A 26,237-nucleotide genomic window follows, 5' to 3' on the forward strand; every position below is an offset into this window, starting at 1 on the left:
TCACGAGTATTCACACAAATTACATGATAACAAATTAGAAGAAACCCTGATGGGGCTATAGCTCAGGCGGGAGAGCGCCTGCCTTGCACGCAGGAGGTCAGCAGTTCGATCCTGCTTAGCTCCACCATTTTGATTTTTACGGCGTTACTTGAATACTCGCATAAGAAACACTATGCGTCGTATCCAAAAGCCTGTAAAAAACAAAATCACCATCTGATCTTCTTTAATTGAACAAAGAAGCCAAATTTAAATTATCTTTTTGATAAATTAAATTTGGTTTTTTAAACCAAATTTCTTAGCGAATGCGACTAAGAGATGAGTTCTTTAACAATCTGGAAAGCTGATATAAATACCGATATTTATAGGGCAAGCACGGTGTCGCGCTGTTGCTCGCATAACTATAAATATCAAGCTGTTATTTATCCAATATCGTGGGTAAGTAATGGTGATAAGGCGTTCTCCTCGAATGTCTTATCAAATTGTTTTTAACGTTTGTTTTTAAACAAATGTTATGAGCTCTTATTCAAGTAACTCATCACTTTTATTTAGCAATAAATGAAGTGAAGTGCGTGAAAATGTCAGACTTTACAATTAACTCGGTTTAGTCACCGAGTAGTCTAAAATGTTTGAAATGTCTTTTCTCTTATTATAAGAAAAATGATTTTTCGCAGGATTTTTGCTTGTTAGACAAGACGCTTATTTGTGACGTGTAGTTTCTTCTACGCAAACACGTAAGCAACACAGTATAACAATCAAAAGACAATGAAACAATTTGGGGTTGTATGGTTAAGTGACTAAGCGTATGTGGTGGATGCCTTGGCAGTTAGAGGCGATGAAGGACGTGTTAATCTGCGATAAGCGTTGGTAAGGTGATAAAAACCATTATAGCCAACGATTTCCGAATGGGGAAACCCACCTGTCATAAGGCAGGTATCATTAAGTGAATACATAGCTTAATGAGGCGAACCGGGAGAACTGAAACATCTAAGTACCCCGAGGAAAAGAAATCAACCGAGATTTCGTTAGTAGCGGCGAGCGAACGCGAATCAGCCCTTAAGCTTATTGGGCGCTAGTGGAAGGTTCTGGAAAGGACCACGATACAGGGTGATAGTCCCGTACACTAAAGCAACCTTTAAGTGAAATCGAGTAGGACGGAGCACGTGAAACTTTGTCTGAATATGGGGGGACCATCCTCCAAGGCTAAATACTACTAACTGACCGATAGTGAACCAGTACCGTGAGGGAAAGGCGAAAAGAACCCCTGTGAGGGGAGTGAAATAGAACCTGAAACCGCATACGTACAAGCAGTGGGAGCCAAATTTAGTTTGGTGACTGCGTACCTTTTGTATAATGGGTCAGCGACTTATATTCTGTAGCAAGGTTAACCGATTAGGGGAGCCGTAGCGAAAGCGAGTGTTAACTGCGCGTTTAGTTGCAGGGTATAGACCCGAAACCCGGCGATCTACCCATGGGCAGGTTGAAGGTTGAGTAACATCAACTGGAGGACCGAACACACGTATGTTGAAAAATGCGGTGATGACTTGTGGGTCGGAGTGAAAGGCTAATCAAGCCGGGAGATAGTCGGGTTCTCCCCGAAATCTATTTAGGTAGAGCCTCGGATGGACACCACTGGGGGTAGAGCACTGTTAAGGCTAGGGGGTCATCCCGACTTACCAACCCTTTGCAAACTCCGAATACCAGTGAGTGATATCCGGGAGACACACTGCGGGTGCTAACGTCCGTTGTGAAGAGGGAAACAACCCAGACCGCCGCCTAAGGTCCCAAAGTACTAGTTAAGTGGGAAACGATGTGGAAAGGCATAGACAGCTAGGAGGTTGGCTTAGAAGCAGCCACCCTTTAAAGAAAGCGTAATAGCTCACTAGTCGAGTCGGTCTGCGCGGAAGATGTAACGGGGCTAAACTAGTCACCGAAGCTGCGGATTCATAATTTATTATGAGTGGTAGGGGAGCGTTGTGTAAGCCGTTGAAGGTGAATTGAGAAGTTTCTTTGGAGGTATCACAAGTGCGAATGCTGACATGAGTAACGATAAGGGGAGTGAAAAACTCCCCCGCCGAAAGACCAAGGTTTCCTGTCCCATGTTAATCAGGGCAGGGTAAGTCGGCCCCTAAGGCGAGGCGGAAACGCGTAGTCGATGGGAAACAGATTAATATTTCTGTACTTCTATATATTGCGAAGGAGGGACGGAGCAGGCTAGGTGAGCACAGTGTTGGTAATCTGTGTGAAAGTGCGTAGGCGGGAGTTTAGGTAAATCCGGACTCCCTTAAGGCTGAGACACGAGACGAGACTCCAAGGAGTTGAAGTCATTGATGCCATACTTCCAGGAAAAGCTTCTAAGCTTCAGATATATAGGAACCGTACCCCAAACCGACACAGGTGGTTAGGTAGAGAATACTAAGGCGCTTGAGAGAACTCGGGTGAAGGAACTAGGCAAAATAGTACCGTAACTTCGGGAGAAGGTACGCCCTCAATGGTGATGGAATTTACTTCCTAAGCGATGGAGGGTCGAAGTAACCAGGTGGCCGGAACTGTTTATTAAAAACACAGCACTGTGCAAAATCGAAAGATGACGTATACGGTGTGACGCCTGCCCGGTGCCGGAAGGTTAATTGATTGGGTTAGTTTTCGGACGAAGCTCATGATCGAAGCCCCGGTAAACGGCGGCCGTAACTATAACGGTCCTAAGGTAGCGAAATTCCTTGTCGGGTAAGTTCCGACCTGCACGAATGGCGTAATCATGGCCACACTGTCTCCACCCGAGACTCAGTGAAATTGAATTTGCGGTTAAGATGCCGTATACCCGCGGCTAGACGGAAAGACCCCGTGAACCTTTACTATAGCTTGACAGTGAACATTGCTCCTACATGTGTAGGATAGGTGGGAGACTTTGAAACTTCGTCGCCAGATGGAGTGGAGTCAACCTTGAAATACCACCCTTGTATGCGTGATGTTCTAACCTAGGGCCCTGATCGGGCTTGGGGACACTGTCTGGTGGGTAGTTTGACTGGGGCGGTCTCCTCCCAAAGAGTAACGGAGGAGCACGAAGGTTGGCTAAGTATGGTCGGACATCATACGGTTAGTGCAATGGCATAAGCCGACTTAACTGCGAGACAGACACGTCGAGCAGGTACGAAAGTAGGTCATAGTGATCCGGTGGTTCTGTATGGAAGGGCCATCGCTCAACGGATAAAAGGTACTCCGGGGATAACAGGCTGATACCGCCCAAGAGTTCATATCGACGGCGGTGTTTGGCACCTCGATGTCGGCTCATCACATCCTGGGGCTGAAGTCGGTCCCAAGGGTATGGCTGTTCGCCATTTAAAGTGGTACGCGAGTCGGGTTTAGAACGTCGTGAGACAGTTCGGTCCCTATCTGCCGTGGGCGTTTGAGAATTGAAGAGGGCTGCTCCTAGTACGAGAGGACCGGAGTGGACGAACCACTGGTGTTCGGGTTGTCATGCCAATGGCATTGCCCGGTAGCTACGTTCGGAACTGATAACCGCTGAAAGCATCTAAGCGGGAAGCAGGCTTTGAGATGAGTTCTCACTGGAGCTTTAAGCTCCCTAAAGGGTCGTTGGAGACTACAACGTTGATAGGTCAGGTGTGTAAGGGTTGTAAGGCCTTGAGCTAACTGATACTAATTACCCGTGAGGCTTAACCATACAACACCCAAGTGGTTTTGTGTGAAGACTGACAAATAAAGGCTATGAGAATAGCAACATCACGCACGTGAGACTTGAATGAATAAATGTATTTATATCGTAGGTGAGAATATTCTTGCTTAAGTGTTTTCCAAGATTGCTAATTACCAACGTAAGTTGAGTGATTAAAAAGTTTTTGTTTAGCGACAATAGCGCTGTGGTACCACCTGACTCCATTCCGAACTCAGAAGTGAAACGCAGTAGCGCCGATGGTAGTGTGGGAGTTCCCATGTGAGAGTAGGACATTGCTAAACTTCTATTCGTACTTAGGTACACCGAGAAGCCCGCAACATTGTTGCGGGCTTTTTGCTGTGTGAAATTTAAAACAGGTTAATTGAAGTCACAGCGACACTAGCGCAGTGGCACCACCTGACTCCATTCGCACATACTGCCGCAGCGCCCAGAAGTGAAACGCAGTAGCGCCGATGGTAGTGTGTAAGCGTCTGCTGAACCACACCTAGTTAAGTTGCAGTTTTACATTCCAAGGTAGTAACTTTTCCACATCAACCTCATTATAGCTAAGTTGTTCAAGGCAATGAGTAATATAATCAAATGGCGTTAAACCATTAGCCTTTGCAGTTTCAATTATCGAGTAAAGCATGGCACTGGCTTTTGCTCCATTAGCGGTATTTGAGAACAACCAATTTTTTCGACCAATCACAAAAGGTTTTATCGCGCGCTCTGCACGATTATTGTCGATAGCAAGGTCGCCATCTTCAATATAACGAATGAGTTTGTGCCATTGATTTTTACAATATTGAATGGCTTTTCCTAGCGCACTTTTTGGTGGTACATTGGCCTTTTCTAGCCACTTATAAAACTGTTCAAGCAGTGGTTTAGCTTTTTCCTGACGCAGTTGATATGCTTGTTGAACGAAGCCGCTACGCGGCAGAGTAGTATTTTACTAACCGTCCATACTCAATAATAACATCGTCATGGTGGCGATGTTCTTTATTGGAGTATACCCCATGAATAAATTACAAGCGCAACGCTATCATTACCTTTATGAACAACATCTTATCAATCTTTCTTTACAAGGTAAACGACCATCCACTATCGATGCTTATGCTCGTGCAGTCCGCCGTATTACACAGTATTTTGACCAAGCACCTGACACCTTAACTACCGCTCATTTAAAACAGTATTTTAATAACCTCATCCAAACCCATTCTTGGAGTACCATTAAACTTGACCGTAACGGTTTACAATTCTTTTACCGTTATACGCCGGATAAGCAATGGGAGTGGCTTTCTATCGTCAAACCGCCGCAAATAAAACGCATTCCTGATATTTTAACCCCCTCACAAATCAGTCACCTCATTAATCAAACCAAGCAACTCCGTTATCAAGTGTTTTTTATGACGCTCTACTCGATGGGATTACGCTTAAGTGAAGGGCTTAATTTAACCATACACGATATTGATAAATCCACTATGTTAGTGCATGTTCGCGATGGTAAAGGCGGTAAAGACCGCATGGTACCTTTGCCTGAAGTCACCCTATTAGCACTGAGACATTATTGGAAAAACCATCGCCACCCGCGTTTATTATTTCCGGGGTGCAGACAAAAACAAATACACCGATGGATAAAGGCTGTGCTCAAAAAGCCTTAAAACGTGTGCTTGAAGATTGTCAGATTAAAAAACTCATTAGTCCACATTCGCTTCGCCATTGTTATGCCACGCATCTACTTGAGCAAGGGCTTGATTTGCGCTCTTTGCAGCAATTACTTGGACACGCCAGTCTCAACACCACTGCGCGCTACACTCAACTCACTAAAGTGAAACAACGTGATATGTCACGTGCGGTAAATACATTAACAGATAAACTTAATATTACTTGGTCTGTAACATGAGTACCTTTATTGATTTACTACGACAACATCATCAAGCCCTTGAGCTTGAGTATAGCAGTGAATTATCAAATGACATGCGCAGGGCCATTTATGCGATGTTGATGTGTAAAATGGCGCAGCAACGTCAATCACTGTGGGCGTGTGACCATTGCTCGCATCATGACCAAACGCCGCTGTCTTGTGGGCATCGAAACTGCCCGCAGTGCCAACAAAACACAACATCACAGTGGTTAACTAGGCAAAAAGCAAAGCGCTTACCTGTTGACTATTTTATGGTGACCTTTACCTTGCCTTTTGAACTGCGCGTGTTGGCAAGGCAGCAACCCAAGGCTTTATATCAACTGATGTTTCGTGTTACCTCATCTGTGTTGAAAGACTTTGCAACACGTCAAGGGTTGGGGAATATCGGGTTTACTTCGGTGCTTCACACGCATAGCAGAAGACGTGAATTACATCCCCACTTACATATTGTTGTTCCTAATGGGGGTTACAACCCGGGAAGACGAAAACAATGGCGTAAAGGCAAAAAAGGCTATTTGTTTAACAAAATTGCACTGGCTAAAGTCTGGCGTGCGCGTGTGCTTGAGGCGATTAAGCAACACCCAACCCTGTCTTTGGATAACCTGAATAAAATGCCTGAGACATGGGTGGTTGATTGTAAAAAAGTTGGCCAGGGTTTACCTGCATTAAAGTACTTGTCTCGGTATTTATATCGTGGAGTGTTGCCCGACAAAGACATTATTGCGTATGACGAACAGTCGGTAACTTTTCGATATAAAAACAGTACTACGAACAAAACAGCACAACGCACCTTGCCCGTACTTAAGTTTTTACTGCTGATATTGCAACATGTACTGCCCAAAAGATTACAGCGTGTGCGCGATTACGGGTTGTTGTCGTCAGGGGCTAAAAAACTGCGATTGCTTATTCAATTACTGTTAATGCCTAACCACAATTGGCTGACACCAAATAATGAGGTAATAACCCGCGCCACTAGAATATGCCCTTGCTGCCAACATAAAATGCATTGTATTGGTATCACGCGAACGAGGTAGCCGAAAGGCGAATACAATAAGGACAATGGCTAAAATGAAAAACAAAAACGAGGAAAAGAAGAAAGTCCCTATGAGACAATAAAGAAAAATTCAGTGAAAACAGACGAAGAATAGCCTTTATTTTACGTCTTAATTTCGTGCGCCTTGCGATCAAGTAATTGCTTGTGAACCCTTCAACAAAAAAATCACTATTTACACTATAAGTAGCGCTTCGGGCTTGTTCAACACCCGAATAAGGTGTCGGCTGACGCGACACCTATTCTTATTTGTTGTGCACTTTTACCTTTCAGTCTTATTTCTATCCTATACAGTTTTTGTATCATGTTTAACGCCATATCGGCTTTGCCTGTTTTGCCTTTGGGCTGAGCCGTTTGCGCTTCAATAAATTTTCGACGCGCATGTGCCCAACAACCGACCAAGGTTGCTGAGGTTTTTTCATATCCCGCATAACCATCAACTTGCAAATAGCCTGTAAAACCGTCAAGGTAATCCACCGCGCACTGGCCGGCCCTACCTGAGTGATAGTCGTAGAGGACAATATTGGGGATGGGATTTTTGCTTGGTGAGTCGGTGCCCGTACAATACAACCACATATAACTTTTTATTTTATCTTCATTAATGACTTTTAGCGTCGTTTCATCCGCTTGAATAACCCCTTGTTGCAATAGTATTTCCTGCAACCTGGCATAAAGTGGTGTGAACAACTCCGCACTTTTCATCATCCAATCCGCCATGGTTTTACGATTTAATTCAATGCCATATTGCTTAACAGGCTTTCTTGGCGATACAACGGTAGTGCGTATTGGTATTTCTTGGTGATGATTTGACTCAATAGTGTGGCTGTTGCAAACCCTTTAGGGATTGGACTGGGTGGTACGGACGCTATTTTTACCGAAGTTGACGTGCCTTCTTTTTCACACGTACGGCAGCTGTACTTTAAGCGGACATGTTCAATCACTTTCACCTGAGCAGGAATAAATTCGAGTTTTTCGCTGCGCTCATCACCCATGTGATGCAATTCATTACCACAACAAGTACAGGTTTTATCTTCGATATCATGAACAATGGTTTCACGAGGTAAGTCTGCGGGTAGTTTTTTACGAGCGGGCTTTTTCTTAACCGTGACAGTTACACTTTCTGCAACTTCGGGCTCAACATCAAGCTCAGCTTCGGCTTCATTAAATAAGTCACCTTGCGCAGGATGTGCCTCACTACTTGCGCCAAAACGTTGCTGTTGGGCAAGGCGAAACTGCTCTTCTAAAAACATCAGTCGAGCCGTTTGCTTAGCAAGCAATTGTTTTAATAAAACCGGATCGTCCGGTAGTGAATTAACATCATCAATCATGCTGTTATTTTATCAAAAATAAAGGCTAAGTTGTTGGTAAAACTTAGATTGTTTGGTGATCAATAAAGCCTACTTATGATCACAGGTTATAAGGCGACAGACTCATAACTAATGGCTTGATGTCCCAAAGACATCAAAGCCATCAAATAGCCAGTGTAATTGCTGCTCTGATAAACTCAACGATGGTTTATTGAGTTTTGTTGGCCATTTGAATTTATCTTTTTCTAATCGTTTGTACCACAGAGCAAAGCCTGTTTTATCCCAGTAAAGCACTTTGAGTTTGTCACGGCCTTTATTGCAAAAGACAAAGACAGTACCCGATAACACGGACAATTCAAGCTCTGCTTCGACAATGGCAGTTAAGCCATTGATAGACTTTCGAAAATCTACAAACTGACTATAAAGATATACTTCAGGCACATCGACAAACATTTTCATGTGTTCAACGCCCTAATTAAATAAGCCAACCATTGAGGCTCGCAACGAGAAGGTAAGCTTAACTGGGTGTTGCCATGCGTTAAGGTTATTGAGCTTTTAACTGACGTGAAAGCTTGGCTTTTTACTTTAACTAACGTAGGTGCTTGTTCACTTGCCTGTAATCTGTTGCGATATTTATAAAAGTTTGATGTGGGCAATTTATTTTGTTTGCAGAACCCAACTATGGATAATCCGCTCGTCTTTTGCTGCTCAATTAAACGTTGCCAATCTTCTAGTGTTCTTCTTAGCTTCATAATACCTCCTGAAAAATCAGAGGGTATAATTAAACAAATCAAAATGATCTGCTAGGTGTGGTTCAGCAGACGCTTACGGTAGTGTGACTTATGTTACAGTAAAGCCCATGTGAGAGCGTAGCCGGACATTGCTAAACTTCTATTAAGAGAAGCCCGATTCGAAAGAGTCGGGCTTTTTGCTGTGTGGGAATTTAAAATAAAATTAACGACAATTGCACAGCAGCAATAATAGCGCAGTGGCACCACCTGACTCCATTCGCACATACTGCCGCGGCGCCCAGAAGTGAAACGCAGTAGCGCCGGATGGTGCAAAGCGTGTGGGTGTTCTTCTCTTTAGGTGAGCGTAGGACATTGCTAAACTTCTTTTATTAAAACTATAAGCGAGAAGCCCGATTCGAAAGAGACGTGATTTTTGCTGTGTGGTAATTTAAAAGTAAAATTCAAAATATCTCAGATTATATTTTATTTAATTATTAATAACACAACCAGAATACTGATAAACTATATTTATCATCTTGCGAATATAACTAATATGAAATTTTCTAGTCTCTCACTAACACCTCAATTACAAGAAAACCTTAAAACGCTTGGGTATGTTCAAGCAACTGAAATTCAGCAGAATGCTATTCCTATCATTTTATCCAATCAAGATGTGATGGCTCGCGCAAAAACTGGTACAGGTAAAACAGCCGCTTTTGCATTACCGATATTACATAAGTTACTTACAGATAAGAATAGAGTCAGGACACTGTCCGTTTTAGTTCTTGCCCCAACTCGAGAGCTCGCCCAAACAAATACAGGCAAGTTTTGTAAAATATGGTAACAATACTGATATACGCTCTATTGCTGTTTTCGGTGGTGTAAGTATTAATCCTCAAATCAATAATATAATGAATGGGGTCGATATTCTTATTGCCACTCCTGGTCGTCTACTCGATTTATTGTTTAACAAGATATAAGTTTGAAAGACTTATCTATGTTAGTTTTTGATGAAGCAGATCGTTTGTTAGATCTTGGTTTTAAAGCTGAAATCGATCAAATCATGCGTCAAACACCACAACATAGGCAAACCTTGCTATTTTCTGCAACCTTTGACGATTCAGTTTACAAATTTAGTCAACAATTATTGAATGATCCTCAGGTAATTACTATTGATGATAAAACTGAAATAGCAGACTCTGTTGAACAGCTGATATATACCGTGGATGCAGATAGGAAACGTGAGTTACTTTCTTATTTAATCGGTTCTAAAAATTGGCAACAAGTTCTTATCTTCACGAGAACAAAAAATGTAGCTGATGCACTTGCTAAAGAAATGACAAAGGATGGTATTAAAGCACAATCGCTACATGGAGATAAATCTCAAGGAGCTAGAGATAAAGCGTTACTAGATTTCAAACAAGGAAAGATTAGGGCATTGGTGGCAACGGATGTTGCTGCTCGTGGTATTGATATTGTTGATTTACTTTATGTTGTCAATTACGAATTACCCTATGTAGCTGAAGATTACGTTCATAGAATAGGCCGAACGGGAAGGGTGGTAAAAGTGGTTTAGCACTTTCGTTAGTATCGCCTGATGAAGAATGGTTATTGGTAGCTATTGAGAAAGTGATCGATACACGTTTATTATTACAACAATGGTTACCTGGTTATGAACCTGATTTGACTAAGGTTAATCAACCTAAAAGATCTGAAAATAAGAAAAATGCAAGAAATAAGGCGTTAAAAAATTCAAAACATAAACGCAAAAGCAGGTAGTGATAACTATCAAAAGATGTAACTGAATTACTGAAACTGCGTTAACTGTATTTAAAAAGTTAACGCAAGGTCAGAAAATGTTTACCTTAATTGATTTATAATCGGAGGTAAGAGTTTGGTTATTTATTTTTTTAACTTTTTCTTTGATTGTTTTTTAGCTTTTGCTTTTTTCTGTGCCGTAGTTAGCTTCAACTTTGCTTTTTTATTAGCCACCTTTGCTTCTTTGTTTTTAGGTCTCAGTTCTTCAATTATTCTTCGTTGGAGGCGTTCTTCTTGATACCGTTCAATTTTACCCACAACTGCCATATCGTGTGCTTCAACTAACGAAATTGCTGTACCTTTAGAACCAAGACGTCCTGTACGACCTATACGATGTATATAAACATCGACTTTACGTGGCATATCAAAATTTATGACGTGGGTTATATCATCAATATCCAAACCACGAGCTGCGACATCGGTAGCAACGAGTACTTTGATTTCACCACTTTTAAAGCGTTCAATCGCTTTATTGCGTTTGTCTTGTGGCATTTTTCCTTCAAGCCAAACACAGGGTAATTCTTCTGCGTAAAGTTTACCTGATAAGTACTGTACTGTTTCTCTCTTATTAGCAAATACAACGGCTCTATCAACACCTTCTTGTTTTAAGGTATTAACTAATAGGTTCAATTTATGTGGTGCGTTATCAGCGAGGTGTATCCATTGATGTATTTTTGCTTTTTCTTTACGTGAAGGGGTCGATTCTAAAAATTCAGGTTCGTTTAGTACATCTTTAGCAAAACGAATCACACCAAGCACCTTCTAATGTTGCAGAGAAAAGCATTGTTTGTTTTCGCCATCGAGCTTCTGCCACTATACGATTGATCGTTTCACGAAATCCCATATCTAACATGCGATCTGCTTCATCAAGAACTAGTATTTCAATTTCGCGAGCATCAAATTGTTCATTTTCTATGTATTCTAGTAGACGTCCTGGTGTCGCAACTAATATATCGGTTGTACTGTTCAGTATGTCACTATGACTGCCATAATTGACGCCTCCAGTAACGACACCTGTTTTTATTTTAGTTAATTTTGTCAGGTTTTCACTGTCTTCACCTATTTGAATCGCTAATTCGCGTGTCGGCGTTAAAATGAGAACACGTGGAAAACCTGGTTTTGTCCGTGGATAGTCAAGCAGGTGTTGGGCAATAGGCAATAAAAAAGCCGCTGTTTTTCCTGTTCCTGTGGGTGCAGAGGCAAGGATGTCCTTGCCAATCATTGCTTTTGGGATAACCAATTCTTGAATAGAGGTAGGTTTTTTGTAGCCAAGTTCTTTAACATTGGCTAATAATTCAGAGTCGAGATCAAATTGCTCAAACATATAGGGGCGTTCACTAATTTCAGGTGGATATAACTATATCTGCATTATAGTAGCTTTCGTGATGGCTGTAACTAATTTATCTCGTTACTAAAATTAGTTAGCTAACCTTCTATATTTCACTGTACTCTTCTAAAATTTGCTCGCACCATTGATGAATACGATCCTCACTGAGTTCGTATTGATTGTCTTCATCTAATGATAAGCCAACAAAGTGCTTACTATCAGGTGTTAATCCTTTTGACGCTGCGAATTCATAACCTTTATTCGGCCAAAAACCGATGATATGCGCACCTTGTGCATTAACCTGTTCATGTAACATACCTAAAGCATCTTGAAACCACTCAGTATATCCGATTTGATCACCCATGCCATATAAAGCGACAACTTTGCTATTTAGGTCAAGATCGTTGATGTCTAACCAAATAGATTCCCAATCTTCTTGAAGTTCGCCATAATCCCAAGTTGAGATACCAAAAATAATAAAATCGTAATCAAGGCAGTTGATCAAAGGTGTATCTTTAATATTATGTAATTCAACGAATTCAGCACCTATAGTTTCTTGAATTTTTTCAGCTGCTATTTCGGTGTAGCAAGTACTTGAACCATAGAATAAGCCTATTCGCATGTTAGTTCGCCTAAAAAGTGTTAATAAAAGTAAATAGCCATGATTTTAACAAAAGCATTTAGTACAATTCAATTTATTGTTGCAAAGTTATCACATCGTCTGTAATTTCGCTTGTCAAATAACGGTCTGTATTATTCATGTTACTCTTGAGTGAAAAAATTTAGGGAATTAAGTATGTTAAAAAAAATAATCATTGTTGGTGCAGTTGCACTTTCGGCTACCGGTGTGTTTTTCTCAATGAATGAGGTTGCTGTGGCAAATAGCGCTTCAACATCACACAAGCTAGAGTCAGATCCTACACAATTAAATTCAGATTTATTAAAAGAAAAAATAAAAGCAAAGCTTGGGTTAACGGTAAGGAAAGTTGAAACGACCCCTGTACCGGGGATTGCTTTACTTATAACTAATCAAGGACTGTTTTATTCTAGTTATAATGGTGATTATTTCATTCAAGGCAAGGTTTATAGTTTAGTATCTGAGGTTACGGATTTAGCAGAACAAAGTTTATCTAATATGCGCTTAGAAGGCTTGGAAGTGTTCAAAGATGATATGATCGAGTACAAAGCAAAAGATGAAAAATATGTTGTTACTGCGTTTACTGATATTACTTGTGGGTACTGTCGTAAAATGCATAAACAAATGGACGATTATAATAGCCGAGGTATTACGTTTCGTTATTTAGCTTACCCTCGTTCAGGTATAAAAGATCAGGCGGGTAATTTCAGTCAAGGCTTTAAAGATTTGCGTTCTGTATGGTGTAGCGAGGATCCGGCAACCGCATTGACTAAGGCAAAAAATAGCCAAAATGTAGCTTACCGCGTTTGCGATAAACCAATAGAAGGACAATTTAATTTTGGCCGTCAAGTCGGTGTTAATGGAACTCCTGCTTTGGTTCTCTCTAATGGTATGATGGTACCTGGCTATCAACCACCAGAACAATTAGAACAGTTATTAAAAAACTTATAAGCCATCGTCAATTGGGCATTATTTAATGAAAAGCATAGTTCGCCGTGAACAAGTTAACGATACGCATTTGCCTAATGATTTGGATCCAATAATAAAGCAAGTTTATCGGTCGAGGAGTAACGTCGGCACAACAACTTGATCTTAGAGTTGCTAATCTACAAGGGTTAAGTGTTGCAAATGACAATGAGCAATCACTAAAAGGATTAGATGATGCGTGTGCGTTGCTATACCAAGCACTGCTCAACAAAACGAATATTGTTATTGTAGGAGATTTTGATGCAGATGGAGCAACTAGTACTGCCTTGATGATGGTTGCGTTAAATTTGATGGGCAGTACTAACCATTCCTTTTTAGTGCCTAATCGCTTTGAGTATGGCTATGGTTTAACCCCTGAAATAGTTGATATCGCCGCTAGTCAAGGTGCTGAAATGCTAGTAACCGTTGATAATGGCATTAGTTGTGTTCTTGGTGTAAATCATGCTAAATCACTTGGGTTACAAGTGATTGTTACCGATCATCACTTACCTGGTCATGAACTACCCAATGCTGATGCCATTGTTAATCCAAACCAAGCAGGTTGCCCATTCCCCAGTAAATCGCTTGCAGGTGTTGGCGTTGCTTTTTATGTAATGCTTGCCTTGCGTAGTTATCTTCGAGAAAATGGTTATTTTACAGATCAACATATTAGTGAACCTAATATTGCTCAGCTACTCGATTTAGTTGCTTTAGGTACCGTTGCTGATGTGGTGTCACTTGATAGTAATAATCGCATTTTAGTAGAACAAGGGTTAAAACGCATTCGTGCAGGTCAAACACGTCCAGGTATTCAAGCATTAATAGAAGTTGCTAATAAAAATCAGCAAAAGTTAGTCGCATCTGATTTTGGCTTTGCTTTAGGTCCAAGAATCAATGCAGCAGGCAGATTAGATGATATGTCTTATGGTATTAATTGCTTACTTGCGCCTGATTTAGCTAGCGCAAGGTCTATAGCTCGTGATTTAGATGATTTAAATAAATCACGGCGTGAAATAGAACAGGGAATGCAACACGAAGCTGAACACATACTCAAAACTTTGAATTTCGATGAAAACCATTTACCCAATGCCATATCACTTTACCAACAAGATTGGCATCAAGGTGTTATAGGGATTGTCGCAGGGCGTCTAAAAGAGAAGTTTCATCGACCTTGTATTGTTTTTGCTAAGGGGAGTGATATAGAAGGTAATAAAGAAATTAAGGGCTCTGCGCGGTCTATTTCTGGATTACATATTCGTGATTTATTAGAGCATATTGATAGCCAGTATCCTGGTTTAATCATAAAATTTGGTGGCCATGCTATGGCTGCAGGTTTATCAATTAAAGAAGATAACTTTGAACAATTTCAAACAGTATTCAATAAGCTAGAGCGGTAGTTGGCTGAAAGAAGAAGATTTACGAAGCATCATTTTATCTGATGGCGAATTAGATGCTAGGTATTTAACCTTATCTTTTGCTGAGCAGCTAAGTGCTGCAGGCCCTTGGGGACAAAACTTTCCTGAACCAATATTTGACGATGTGTTTACCTTAGTGCAACAACGAATTGTTGGTGAAAAACATCTTAAGTTGGTAGTAGAAAAACATGGTGAAGTCTTTGATGGTATTGCCTTCAATGTCGATATTCAATCATGGCCAAATGAACATGCTAAACAAATTCATATAGCTTATCGTCTAGATGTTAATGAATTTCGTGGAAAACGAACAGTGCAATTAATGGTTGAAAATATCACTGTTGCTTAGTCGTTTATTTACTAACCTTTTTACGCTACAATGCGCGCCTATTTTTTAATTATCGTCGTAAATAATGTTCATTTAAAACGATATTTTAGAAAACTTATGTTTGAAGGATATTGTTCGAAAGCTTATGTTTGAAGTTAACCCAATAATAAATAAATTAAAAGAGATTCGTGAACGCGCCGATTTACTTCGGGGTACCTTTGACTACGACGTTAAAGCTGAGCGTTTAGTTGAAGTTTCTCGAGAATTAGAGTTACCTGATATTTGGAATGATCCTGAGCGAGCACAAGCGTTAGGAAAAGAGCGTAGCTCGCTTGAAGAGGTTGTTAACACCATTGTTGAATTAGAAACAGGGTGTGAAGATATTGAAGGCTTGCTTGAACTTGCCCTTGAAGAAGAAGATCAAGAAACCTTTGATGATGCCAAAAATGAAGCTAATGCGTTAGATGCCATATTAGCAAAACTTGAATTTCGTCGTATGTTTAGCGGTTCACAAGATGCTAATAACTGTTATCTTGATATTCAGTCAGGCTCGGGCGGCACAGAAGCTCAAGATTGGGCTGAAATGCTCATGCGCATGTACTTACGTTGGGGCGAAGCACATGGCTTCAAAACCGAAGCAGTTGAGGTGACTGGTGGTGATGTCGCAGGAATCAAAGGGTGTACTATTAAGTATACGGGTGAATATGCCTATGGTTGGTTGCGCACAGAAACAGGTGTTCACAGATTAGTTAGAAAGTCACCGTTTGATTCAAGTGGTCGTCGTCATACGTCTTTTGCTTCTGCCTTTATCTACCCTGAAATAGATGACAATATTGAAATAGATATTAACCCCGCTGATTTAAGAATAGATACTTACCGTGCGTCTGGTGCAGGTGGTCAGCATGTTAATAAAACTGATTCAGCTATTCGTTTAACGCATATTCCTTCGGGTGCCGTTGTTGCTTGTCAAGCGGATAGGTCACAACATAAAAACCGTGCAACCGCGATGAAATTGTTAAAAGCAAAATTGTATGAAATGGAAATTCAAAAGCAAAATGAAGGTAAACAAGAACTTGAAGACGGTAAATCTGATATAGGGTGGGGTAGTCAAATTCGCTCTTACGTTTTAGATGACAGCCGTATCAAAGATTTAAGAACAGGTGTTGAAAACCGCAATACCCAAGCTGTTTTAGATGGTGATCTAGATAAGTTTTTAGAAGCCAGTTTGAAGTCTGGTTTGTAATAAAAATACAGATTAAGATTAATTTACATATACGTAATGAGAAATATAATGACAGACAAAGCAAAAAATAACCAAGCTCCCGCTCAAGATGAAAACAAATTAATTGCTGAGCGTCGTACAAAATTAGAGAAAATCCGTTCTAATTGTAACGCAAATGGTTTTCCAAATGATTTTAACCGTGAACATTTAGCTGCTGATATTCAAGCTGAGCATGGTGATAAAACTAAGGAAGAACTTGAATCATTACAACTCACTTATGCAATTGTTGGCCGAGTGATGGCTAAGCGAGGTCCATTCTTGGTATTACAAGATATGTCTGGACGTATTCAAGCTTATGCTGAAAAAACAGTACAAAAAGAAATCAGAGAAAAATCAGGTAGTTTAGATATTGGGGATATTGTTGGCGTTAAAGGTATTTTACATAAGTCAGGTAAAGGCGATCTTTACGTAAATATGGATAATTATCAGTTGTTAACTAAATCATTGCGCCCATTACCTGAAAAATTTCACGGATTGTCAGATCAAGAAATGAAATACCGTCAACGGTATGTTGATTTAATTATCAATGAAGGCACACGCAATACCTTTAAAATGCGCTCAAAAATCATTGATGGTATACGAAGTTTCCTAGTCGCTCGTGACTTTATGGAAGTTGAAACACCCATGTTGCAAGTTATTCCTGGTGGTGCAACGGCTAAGCCTTTTCAGACGTACCATAATGCGCTTGATATCGATATGTATTTAAGAATAGCGCCAGAGCTTTACTTAAAACGTTTAGTTGTGGGTGGGTTTGAACGTGTGTTTGAAATAAACCGTAACTTCCGTAATGAAGGTTTATCAACACGGCATAATCCTGAATTCACTATGATTGAATTCTATCAAGCCTATGCAGATTACAATGATTTAATGAATTTGACAGAAGAAATGTTACGTACTATCGCCCAAGATGTTTTAGGTACAACGATGGTTCGTAATACAGTTAAAAATGCCGATGGAGAAGTAGTTGAAGAAAAATTCTATGATTTTGGTAGTTCATTTCAACGCTTGTCTATGGTTGACGCTATTATTAAATATGCTGAAGAAAGACATCAAATAAATGAAACGGCATTGCGTGACCCTGAAAATAATTTTGATGCGATTAAAGTGATGGCAAAAACTGTTGGTGTTAAAGAAGGCGATGCAGCTAAGGTTTGGGGTCCAGGTAAATACATTTGTGAAATTTTTGAAGAAGTAGCAGAGCATTTATTAGATCAACCCACGTTTATTACAGAATACCCTTGGGAAGTTTCACCATTAGCTCGTCGAAATGATGCAAATCCATTTATTACTGATCGCTTTGAATTCTTCGTTGGTGGTCGTGAATTAGCGAATGGTTTCTCTGAGTTAAATGATGCTGAAGATCAAGCTGCTCGTTTTAAAAAGCAAGTAGAAGAAAAAGATGCAGGCGATGATGAAGCGATGCATTTTGATGATGACTATATTCGTGCACTAGAGTATGGTTTACCACCTACAGCAGGCGAAGGTATTGGTATTGATCGATTAGTTATGTTGTTTAGTGACTCTCCTACTATAAAAGATGTTATTTTGTTCCCTCATATGCGTCCAGAAGTAGACTAAGATCACCTTTCCTTGCAAAACGACGGGCATTAATGCTATTTAATACTCGTCGTTTCATTTGACTCATCATTCAGTCTAGATTTAGCTCGAGTTACTTGGCTAATTCGTTCATCAACTTTTTTATTTTGTAAATTGTCATCATGTTGGTAGATTCTGACTTGGTTTCGTCCATGATTTTTAGCGAAATATAGCGCTTGATCAGCACGGCTGATCATCTTGTCGTATTCTGTTACATCACTATTATCGGTTAAACCTATGCTTATAGTCATATTGAGATTGTTAACTATCGATGAAAAGTCATAGTTTTTAACTGTTATTCTAATGAGTTCACAAAAATCATAAGCTTTATTTTCATCAGTATTCATTAAAATAGTGAACTCTTCTCCTCCCCATCGAGCTAATTTTGTTTGAGGTGTATTGTCTTTAATTAGTTTAAGTAAAATATTAGCAATAGTTTTAATGACCTGGTCACCAACCAAGTGTGAATATTCATCATTAACTTTCTTAAAGTGATCTATGTCGAGAATAATGATTGTAAGGGGTTGTTCATCTACTTTAGCTTTTGCAAAATCATTATTGCACCAGGTGTCAAAAGCGCGGCGGTTGAATAAACCAGTAAGTTGATCATGGTTTGCTTGATAAGAAAATAACTCAGCTTGTTTTTGTAATTCAATGGTTTGTTGAGCAACAAGTTCTTTCAATTTTATTTGACTTTGTTCGATACTTAACATTCGATAGTGGTATAAAGCATATAAAATAAAGCAGAAACTAAAAAATATAAATAATTTGAATGAGGTTGTTTGCCAGTAATATGGTGTGATGGTAAAGGTAATAGAGGCAACATTATTTTGCCATTGACCATTAGGGTACTTGGCTCGCATATTAAAAGTATATTGACCTGGCGATAGGTTGGTGAATTCAGTAAACGTTTGATTGTTTTTATTTCGCCATTGTTGATCAAAACCAATTAACTGGGTTTGGTATTCAATATGTTTAGCCATTAAATACCCTAAACCGGCATAATGAATTGTAATGCGAGACGCACCTTCTGGTAACTTTATAGAAGACGAGATAGGGTAGGATATACCATCAACATTGAGTTGTTCAATTGTTACTGGAATAATTGTTTCAGCCGTTCGTTGTAATCTTTCATGATTGACATGACTAACACCTTTTGCTGTAGCAATCCATACGCTACCGTCATCGTGAAGTGTGGCCGCAGGTGTAGAACCACCATTTGCTTGAGAACTTAATAAGCCAACACCTTCAGCAAATAATCTATAGTCAATTTGATTATTCTTACCTTGAATTACCTTATTGACTTGCTCTCTACTGATACTGATGATGCCACGATTACTCGTTAGCCAGAAGGTATTATCATTGTCGATAATTATTTGAAATATTTTGTCGACAGGTAGACCATTTTCTTTGGTTATTGCACTCATTTCATTTGTGGTCAAATTAATTGCAATTAAACCTCTATCTGTGGCCATCCAGAGTGAATTTCGCTCAATATAAAAACCAAAGGCATACTCGGCATCAAATTTTTCATTAAGGCGATAAGTTTGAATTGTGCCATTATCATAAGAGGCGATCCCATCACCGGTACCAATCCATATTCTTCCTGATTCGTCTTCAATCAGTGCCATTATAAAGCTAGCAGGTAAACCACTTTGTTTATTAAATAACTCCATTGTTTTATCAGGAGATACTTTAACTAAACCCGTAGCTGTGCCTAACCATAGATTTTTATTTTTATCGACTAAGATAGTTCTAATCTCATTCTTGGGTAAACCGTTGTCTGTCGACATGATCTTGTGTAGTTTATTATTAATAACAAGATATAAACCTTGATTGTAAGTACCTACTAAAACTTGCTTTTCTGGTGTTTCAGCCAAGCTCAAAACTGAAAGTTGATCCGTTTCATGAGTAGGGCTAATTGTAGTGATTTTCCCCTTTTTAATCCGGTTCAAACCTTTACTACTACCAATCCACATGCTGCCGTCTGAGTGTGACAAAACACTACGAATATAATCATCGGCTAATCCTTGTTTTGTGGTTAATGTAATAAACGGGGCTTCTCTTAGACGAAATAAACCACTGTTGGTACCCACCCAAATACTTTGTTCAAAATCTTGATATAGAGAAGATATCTTGTTATTGGGCAGTCCATTCGTATCATCTAATTGTTCTAAATGATTTTGAGCAATATTTAGTCTGAAAATTCCATGGCTATCGGTTCCTATCCAAAGGTTTTGAACATTATCTTGCAATAAGCTCGTGATCCTTTCATTCGCAAGTTGTGAGTGTAAAGGTTGGAATATATCATCATTTAATTTATATGCGCCTTGTTGCGTGCCAACAATAAGTTGTTTTTTTTGAGTTAATAAGAGCGTTTGAACTGGTAGGTTAGGTAGACCAAAAGATTCATCTATATGACGAACGAGTGTTTTATTCTTGACTGAATATAAACCTTTATTTGTCGCAACCCATATGGTGTTTTCGTTATCTTGTACTATTTGATAGGCTCTAAGATTATTAATAATAGTAGTATCTTGTTGATTTTCTTTATTTCGATAAACTAAGCCTTTGCCCTCTAATGCTAACCATAAGTTATTATCGCGATCGTAAATAGCGTGATTAATCATAGTAGAAGCAGGGGGCTTGGGATACCATTGATTATCTTTACGTTCTGACAAGCCTCCGCGCGCGCCGGCAACTAAAACATCTCCTGATGTTGTGGATGTTAAACTCTTAATAGCTGAGTCGGGCAGTCCTATTTTCGAACCACGGGTGAAAATTTTAAAATCTCTGCCATTAAAGCGAGCTAATCCTTCCCATGTGCCAATCCAAAGGTAGCCATCAGTGGTTTGCGATATGGTATTAATTCCATTATGAGGCAGCCCATCATGAGTAGTCCATGTTTGAGTAAAGTAGTCAGAAATGGGGAGTGATTGATCCTGCGGTGATATGTTGAAAGCGTTGGCTGAAAAGCAATAGAGAAAAACACAAAACAATGATAACCAAGATGGAATTGATGAATATTTCAAGATTAATGATTCCTAACAGTAACTTCTCTATTTTATATTTTAGCAATGTTATGAGAATTTAGTGGGATTTTTTTATCCATTTAGGTCAGAAAATATTAGTTGAGGTGAGTATTTTAACTGTTTAGGTGTAAACCAATAATGAAACTGGAACATTTACGTTACGCGGATAAAAAAAATATTCGTTTTAAAACTGTTTTTTTTGTTAAGTTTTAAGTAGATTATGAAACTATGTAGGTGTTAGGCGAAAATAGTAAAGCGCGCAAAACAATTTATCTTTGGTTAATAATATATATAACAAGAATGAGAACAATAAATGACAATCATAAAAATAAATGAGATTTACTAATGGATAAAGCAAGAGGTGGTTTTAGTTCGCGTATTGGTTTTATTATGGCTGCTGCCGGTTCGGCAGTAGGGTTGGGGAATATTTGGGGATTTCCAACACAAACTGCAAGTAATGGTGGAGCTGCATTTGTATTAGTGTATTTGATTCTAGCCTTTTTTTTAGCTTACCCTGCATTTATGGCTGAGCTATTAATTGGTCGATATGGTCAAGCAAATGCCGTTACATCAATGCAAAAAATGTCACGAAATACGGGGCAAAAGCGTTTTGCATTTATTGTTGGTTTTGGTGGAATTATTTGTGCTGCGTTAATTTTGAGTTTTTATGGCATCATCGCAGGATGGATGATGTCATATGCGCTTGAGCCAATAGCGCGTCTTGTTGGTTTAGCACAAGTAGCTGATTGGTTAATAAATCAATCGTTAATACGAAATTTAATGTTTACTATTTTATTTATGCTCTTAACTATAACCATTATAAGGCGTGGTGTTGAGCAAGGAATTGAAAAGTGGTCTAAACGTTTAATGCCTATGTTAATAGGCTTATTAATTCTATTAATTGTTTATGTTTTCACGCTTGATGGCTCTAAAGAAGGTTTTGTTGCCTATTTAAATCCTGATATTTCTCGGGTATTAGAACCGGGTTTACTAATTAGTGCACTTGGCCAAGCATTCTTTTCTTTATCGCTTGGTACCAGTGTTATGGTTATTTATGGTTCATACATAGCGAAGAAAGAAAACTTAGTAACATTAGGGGCACAAGTTACCTTGATCGACGTTTCTATTGCCTTTCTTGTCGGGTTATTAATCATTCCTGCAATGTATGTTGCGCAAGCTCAAGGTGTTCCCATTTTTGCAGAAGATGGAAGTTTAATTTCAGGCTCTAATTTGGTTTTTACTGTTTTACCTTCCCTGTTTTCAGGTATGGGCACGGTTGGTTTATTTGTTGGCTTTGGTTTCTTTGTATTAATGACTATTGCTGCCCTAACGTCGAGTATTTCCATGCTTGAAGGTCCTGTATCTTTTGTTGTTGAACGTCACAAAATTGAGCGAGAAAAAGCGACCACATTTATTGGTATTGGTATATTTTTGTTAAGTGTAATTATTATTGTTAACATCAGTTTCATGTTAGATTTTGTTGCAATTTTAGCGACCCAATATGGACAACCCATTATTGCAATGCTCTGTTGTGTTTTCGTTATCGGATATGGCACAGAAATGAAATATTAACGGAGCTAAAGCAAGGCCATGAAGATGTTGAGCATAGTTTTTTTGGAAAATTTGGCCTTGGTATATTAAATTTGTTTGTCCAAGTGCTATCGGAATCGTGTTTTGGCATACGTTGTGATTCATCAATTAAAGTAAGTAGACCTTAATTTTAAACTTTAGGCCAATCTAATAACCAAGGTTGGCTTATTTCACTTAATTTTTGCTTGAAATGGTTAGATAGAAACAACTCCCCTTCGTAAGGAGGGGAAATAAATTTAAATTCTTCTCCTAAAAATGTAAATCGTAAAGCATAAGCATGTAAATATCCTCTATCAGCTAATGAATGAGAAGAGTATAAAGGATCGCCCAATATTGGGGCCCCAATACTACTAAGTCCAACTCGAAGCTGATGAGTTTTACCTGAATGGGGTTTCAACAAATATAGCCGTTGTTTGTTACCCAGACTATAAGAGAAAAACTGTGTAATGGCCGGGTTATTCATAGTGCGCATAAGTTTGTACATACCTCGCCGGCTTTTTGCCATATCACCTTTGATTAACCCTTGTTTTTTGGTTGGCTTTTTGTCGCTAATAGCTAGGTAATATTTTTCAATGGTATGCGCGTTAAATAAATCACCAAATAATTTAGCACTGTCATTATTTGTCGCAAAAATGAGTAACCCAGAAGTTATTTTATCTAATCGATGAACTGGATAAAGCGCTGTAATAGAAGTGTTCTTTAGCAAATAGCTTTTTACTTGTGAGAATAATCCAAAGACCCAATTCTCCTTCATCGTGAAAATTCACATCAGTATTTTTAGAGAGGACAACAAAATCATCTGTTTGTGTAATAATTTTAAACATTTAATAAGTCTACTTGTTACGATTATTTGCTATCATAATTCAATCAACCTATTTTTACTCGCCAAACCGGATGTTATTTTGAAAAACGCCTTTAATTATCCCTCAAAGCTAGGGAGCATTCTTTTAGTAAGCACGTTATTGTTTGCTTGTACCGCCCCAAAAACACATCGAGAACACATGAAAATGAAACGTTGCCCGCAGGGATTAGCTTAATTGAAAATGTTGAAGCAAGTGCTGAGCGTATAAGTATCCCATTTAAAAAATATAAGTTAGCTAATGGGCTGACTGTTATTTTACATCAAGATAACTCAGACCCTTTAGTTCATGTTGATGTTACTTACCATGTTGGCTCAGCAAGAGAGCAGTTAGGGAAGTCAGGCTTTGCCCATTTTTTTGAACACATGATGTTTCAAGGTTCTAAAAATGTTGCAGATGAGCAGCATTTTAAAATCGTGACCCAAAGTGGTGGTAATTTAAATGGCACTACTAATACCGATCGAACAAATTACTATGAAACCGTACCCAAAAACCAATTAGAAAAAATGCTGTGGCTTGAATCTGACAGAATGGGCTTTTTATTAGAAACTATCACAGAGGAAAAATTTGAAATTCAGCGGGCAACGGTAAAAAATGAACGAGGACAAAATGTGGATAACCGTCCTTATGGCAGATTGAATGAAACAATCAATCAAATGATTTACCCACGAGAGCATCCTTATTCATGGCCAGTTATAGGTTATATGTCAGATTTAGATAGAGGTACTGTTACTGATTTAAAAGAGTTTTTTAGTCGTTGGTATGGTCCTAATAATGCCGTATTGACAATTGGTGGTGATATCGATGAAGTGCAAACATTATCCTGGGTTAATAAATATTTTGGTGGTTTACAATCAGGCCCAAGCAGTTAGCCCTATCCCTAAATCGTTAACAAGTTTAACTGAGAATCGTTATTATTCGTTTAGTGATAATGTTTCTTTACCACTACTTTATATTAGCTATCCTACTGTTTACGGTATGCATGAGGATGAAGCCGCGTTAGATGTATTTTCAAATGTCATAGGTAATGGTCCTACGTCATTGCTTTATAAAAATTTGGTTAAGTCAGGTGTTGCTGTACAAGCGGGGGCAAGCCATCCTTGTAAGGAGTTAGCGTGTCAAATGAGTTTCTTTGCTTTACCAAATCCACAACAAGGTATGGCGTTAGCTAAAATTGAGCAGGTAATCAATGACACCTTGCTTGAATTTGAAGCACGAGGCGTTAATGATGATGATTTACTTAAAACAAAAGTGAGTATTGAAACGGATACTATTTACGGTTTACAAAGTGTATCAGGTAAAGTGTCAACACTAGCACACTATGAAACCGTTTTAGGAAATGCAGATTACACTTCGCAGCAAGTTGGACGTTATAAGAAAGTGACTAAGGCTGATGTAATGCGAGTGTATCAAAAGTATATTAAGGGCAAAGGCGCAGCAATTTTGTCAATTTATCCTAACGGGCAAAAACAATATATTGCCAAAGTAGATAATTTTACATTACCTGATGTAAATACTCCTCCTCAGCTTGCACAACTTCATACTCCTATAATGAAAAATGTAAGCACTTTCGATCGATCTTCTACGCCTACCGGGCAAACCCACAGGTGGAAGTGCCAACTTTATGGCGTGGCAGCTTTCAAAATGGTTTACAAATTATAGGCACTAAAAATAGTGAAACACCCACAGTCAGCTTACTGTTAAGTATTGAAGGGGGACCTTTACTTGATCCTATCGATAAAGCAGGGGTAGCTTCACTTACGGCCAGTTTGATGAATGAAGGAACCACAAACTATATTAAAGAAGAATTATCCAATGAACTAGCCAAATTGGGGAGTGACATTTCAATAAATGCCGGCGGAAGAAATACCACAATACGTGTTAACTCTTTAGTCAAAAATCTTGATGCTACATTGATGTTAATGCTAGACATGATGTTAAATCCTGCCTTTGAAAAAGGTGATTTTAATCGTGTAAAAAACCAATTGATTCAAGGGTTAAAACAAGGTAATAAAGATGCTAGAACACTGGCTAAAAGAGCTCAAAAACAAGTTGCTTACGGGGAAAATAGCCGTATTGGTTTAGCGGATGAAGGGACTATAAAAACGGTTTCCAAAATTACGTTAGAAGATGTTAAGCAATTTTACAAAACCTATTTTTCACCACAACATGCTAGCTTAGTTATTGTTGGTGATATTAGCAAAAATGAATTATTGCCTAAGCTTAGCTATTTAAAATCATGGCAAGGAGAAGCGTATTCTCTTCCTACTTATCAAGATTTTCCAAAAGTATCTTCGGATAAACTCTATTTTGTTGACTTACCTAATGCTAGCCAGTCAGTCATTAGCTATAGCCGTCGTTCAATGGCGTATGATGCAACAGGTGAATATTTTAAAGCAACACTCATGAATTACCCTTTAGGTAGTGCGTTCAATAGCCGTATAAATTTAAATTTACGCGAAGATAAAGGTTATACTTATGGAGCGTCAAGTTACTTCTCGGCGGGGAAAACATTAGGGCGTTTTATTGCAGGGGCTAGTGTTAAAAAAGAGCATACCTTTGATGCGATGATTGAGATAGAAAAAGAACTGAAAAACTATCAAACTAATGGTATAACTCAAGAAGAAGTTGACTTTATGCGTCAAGCTATTTCGCAAAATGAAGCGTTAAGTTATGAAACACCCGCAAAAAAAGCGGTTTTTTAAG

General features: G+C 38.9%; 12 protein-coding genes, 1 tRNA gene, 2 rRNA genes and 7 pseudogenes. 14 read left to right on the forward strand and 8 right to left on the reverse strand.

What is annotated here, in order from left to right; genetic code table 11:
* Positions 1–51 precede the first annotated feature (51 nt).
* The 3 genes from L3081_RS08755 to rrf all read left to right on the forward strand — a co-directional run bounded on the left by L3081_RS08755 (position 52) and on the right by rrf (position 3,972).
* A tRNA-Ala gene (locus tag L3081_RS08755) sits at positions 52–127 on the forward strand.
* 657 nt (positions 128–784) lie between these two features.
* Positions 785–3,679 (forward strand): 23S ribosomal RNA (locus L3081_RS08760).
* Between the two features lie 178 nt (positions 3,680–3,857).
* Positions 3,858–3,972: ribosomal RNA gene (gene rrf, locus L3081_RS08765) — 5S ribosomal RNA — on the forward strand.
* A gap of 203 nt (positions 3,973–4,175) precedes the next feature.
* On the opposite strand, the pseudogene L3081_RS08770 reads toward rrf, so the two are convergent.
* Positions 4,176–4,580 (reverse strand): annotated as a pseudogene (locus tag L3081_RS08770) (IS66 family transposase); the annotation flags it as partial.
* Between the two features lie 106 nt (positions 4,581–4,686).
* Between L3081_RS08770 and L3081_RS08775 the strand changes: the two are divergent.
* Positions 4,687–5,573 (forward strand): annotated as a pseudogene (locus L3081_RS08775) (site-specific integrase).
* Positions 5,570–6,628, forward strand: a complete 1,059-nt coding sequence (locus L3081_RS08780) for an IS91 family transposase (protein WP_242284955.1) — start codon at positions 5,570–5,572, stop codon at positions 6,626–6,628. Before L3081_RS08775 ends, L3081_RS08780 begins: the two are co-directional and overlap by 4 nt.
* Before the next feature lie 272 nt (positions 6,629–6,900).
* Here the strand turns inward: L3081_RS08780 and tnpC are convergent.
* From tnpC to tnpA, 3 genes and pseudogenes are all read right to left on the reverse strand, one after another.
* Positions 6,901–7,973: pseudogene (gene tnpC, locus L3081_RS08785) on the reverse strand (IS66 family transposase); the annotation flags it as partial.
* Positions 7,974–8,081: 108 nt separating this feature from the next.
* Positions 8,082–8,411, reverse strand: a complete 330-nt coding sequence (gene tnpB, locus L3081_RS08790) for an IS66 family insertion sequence element accessory protein TnpB (RefSeq protein WP_242284957.1) — start codon at positions 8,409–8,411, stop codon at positions 8,082–8,084.
* Positions 8,408–8,704, reverse strand: coding sequence for an IS66 family insertion sequence element accessory protein TnpA (gene tnpA, locus L3081_RS08795; protein ID WP_242284959.1), 297 nt, complete (start codon positions 8,702–8,704; stop codon positions 8,408–8,410). Before tnpA ends, tnpB begins: the two co-directional genes overlap by 4 nt.
* 532 nt (positions 8,705–9,236) lie before the next feature.
* Between tnpA and L3081_RS08800 the strand changes: the two are divergent.
* Positions 9,237–10,462 (forward strand): annotated as a pseudogene (locus tag L3081_RS08800) (DEAD/DEAH box helicase).
* Positions 10,463–10,585: 123 nt separating this feature from the next.
* Here L3081_RS08800 and srmB read toward each other — a convergent pair.
* Positions 10,586–11,825 (reverse strand): annotated as a pseudogene (gene srmB, locus L3081_RS08805) (ATP-dependent RNA helicase SrmB).
* A gap of 109 nt (positions 11,826–11,934) precedes the next feature.
* Positions 11,935–12,450, reverse strand: coding sequence for a flavodoxin FldB (fldB, locus tag L3081_RS08810; protein ID WP_242284961.1), 516 nt, complete (start codon positions 12,448–12,450; stop codon positions 11,935–11,937).
* Positions 12,451–12,624: 174 nt separating this feature from the next.
* Between fldB and dsbC the strand changes: the two genes are divergently transcribed.
* From dsbC to lysS, 4 genes and pseudogenes are all read left to right on the forward strand, one after another.
* Positions 12,625–13,416: a bifunctional protein-disulfide isomerase/oxidoreductase DsbC gene (dsbC, locus tag L3081_RS08815; protein WP_242284969.1), complete on the forward strand. Its 792-nt coding sequence runs from the start codon at positions 12,625–12,627 to the stop codon at positions 13,414–13,416.
* 25 nt (positions 13,417–13,441) lie between these two features.
* Positions 13,442–15,192, forward strand: a pseudogene (gene recJ, locus L3081_RS08820) (single-stranded-DNA-specific exonuclease RecJ).
* 124 nt (positions 15,193–15,316) lie between these two features.
* The gene (gene prfB, locus L3081_RS08825; RefSeq protein ID WP_242284971.1) at positions 15,317–16,414 is read left to right on the forward strand and encodes a peptide chain release factor 2; all 1,098 of its coding nucleotides are present in this window, start codon (positions 15,317–15,319) and stop codon (positions 16,412–16,414) included.
* Between the two features lie 48 nt (positions 16,415–16,462).
* Entirely contained in the window at positions 16,463–18,031 is a 1,569-nt protein-coding gene (gene lysS, locus L3081_RS08830) for a lysine--tRNA ligase (protein WP_242284973.1), read from the forward strand.
* A 35-nt stretch (positions 18,032–18,066) separates the two neighbouring features.
* Here lysS and L3081_RS08835 read toward each other — a convergent pair whose 3' ends face one another.
* Positions 18,067–21,081, reverse strand: a complete 3,015-nt coding sequence (locus tag L3081_RS08835; protein ID WP_242284975.1) for a ligand-binding sensor domain-containing protein — start codon at positions 21,079–21,081, stop codon at positions 18,067–18,069.
* 345 nt (positions 21,082–21,426) lie between these two features.
* Here L3081_RS08835 and L3081_RS08840 point away from each other — a divergent pair.
* A pseudogene (locus L3081_RS08840) lies at positions 21,427–22,771 on the forward strand (sodium-dependent transporter).
* Between the two features lie 30 nt (positions 22,772–22,801).
* Here the strand turns inward: L3081_RS08840 and L3081_RS08845 are convergent.
* On the reverse strand, positions 22,802–23,425 hold the full coding sequence (locus L3081_RS08845) for a TIGR01621 family pseudouridine synthase (protein WP_242284983.1): 624 nt from the start codon (positions 23,423–23,425) through the stop codon (positions 22,802–22,804).
* A gap of 216 nt (positions 23,426–23,641) precedes the next feature.
* On the opposite strand from L3081_RS08845, the gene L3081_RS26680 reads away from it, so the two are divergent.
* The 3 genes from L3081_RS26680 to L3081_RS08855 are packed head-to-tail and all read left to right on the forward strand — an operon-like array spanning position 23,642 to position 26,236.
* Positions 23,642–24,403: a M16 family metallopeptidase gene (locus L3081_RS26680; RefSeq protein ID WP_274620385.1), complete on the forward strand. Its 762-nt coding sequence runs from the start codon at positions 23,642–23,644 to the stop codon at positions 24,401–24,403.
* On the forward strand, positions 24,336–25,193 hold the full coding sequence (locus tag L3081_RS26685) for a M16 family metallopeptidase (protein ID WP_274620386.1): 858 nt from the start codon (positions 24,336–24,338) through the stop codon (positions 25,191–25,193). The genes L3081_RS26680 and L3081_RS26685 overlap by 68 nt, the downstream gene beginning before the upstream one ends.
* Positions 25,145–26,236 carry a M16 family metallopeptidase gene (locus L3081_RS08855; protein ID WP_242284985.1) on the forward strand — a complete coding sequence of 364 codons (1,092 nt, stop codon included), beginning with the start codon at positions 25,145–25,147 and terminating at the stop codon, positions 26,234–26,236. Before L3081_RS26685 ends, L3081_RS08855 begins: the two co-directional genes overlap by 49 nt.
* Position 26,237 lies beyond the last annotated feature (1 nt).

The organism is Colwellia maritima (assembly GCF_022669015.1).
In the GTDB taxonomy this organism is placed as follows: Bacteria; Pseudomonadota; Gammaproteobacteria; order Enterobacterales; family Alteromonadaceae; genus Colwellia; species Colwellia maritima.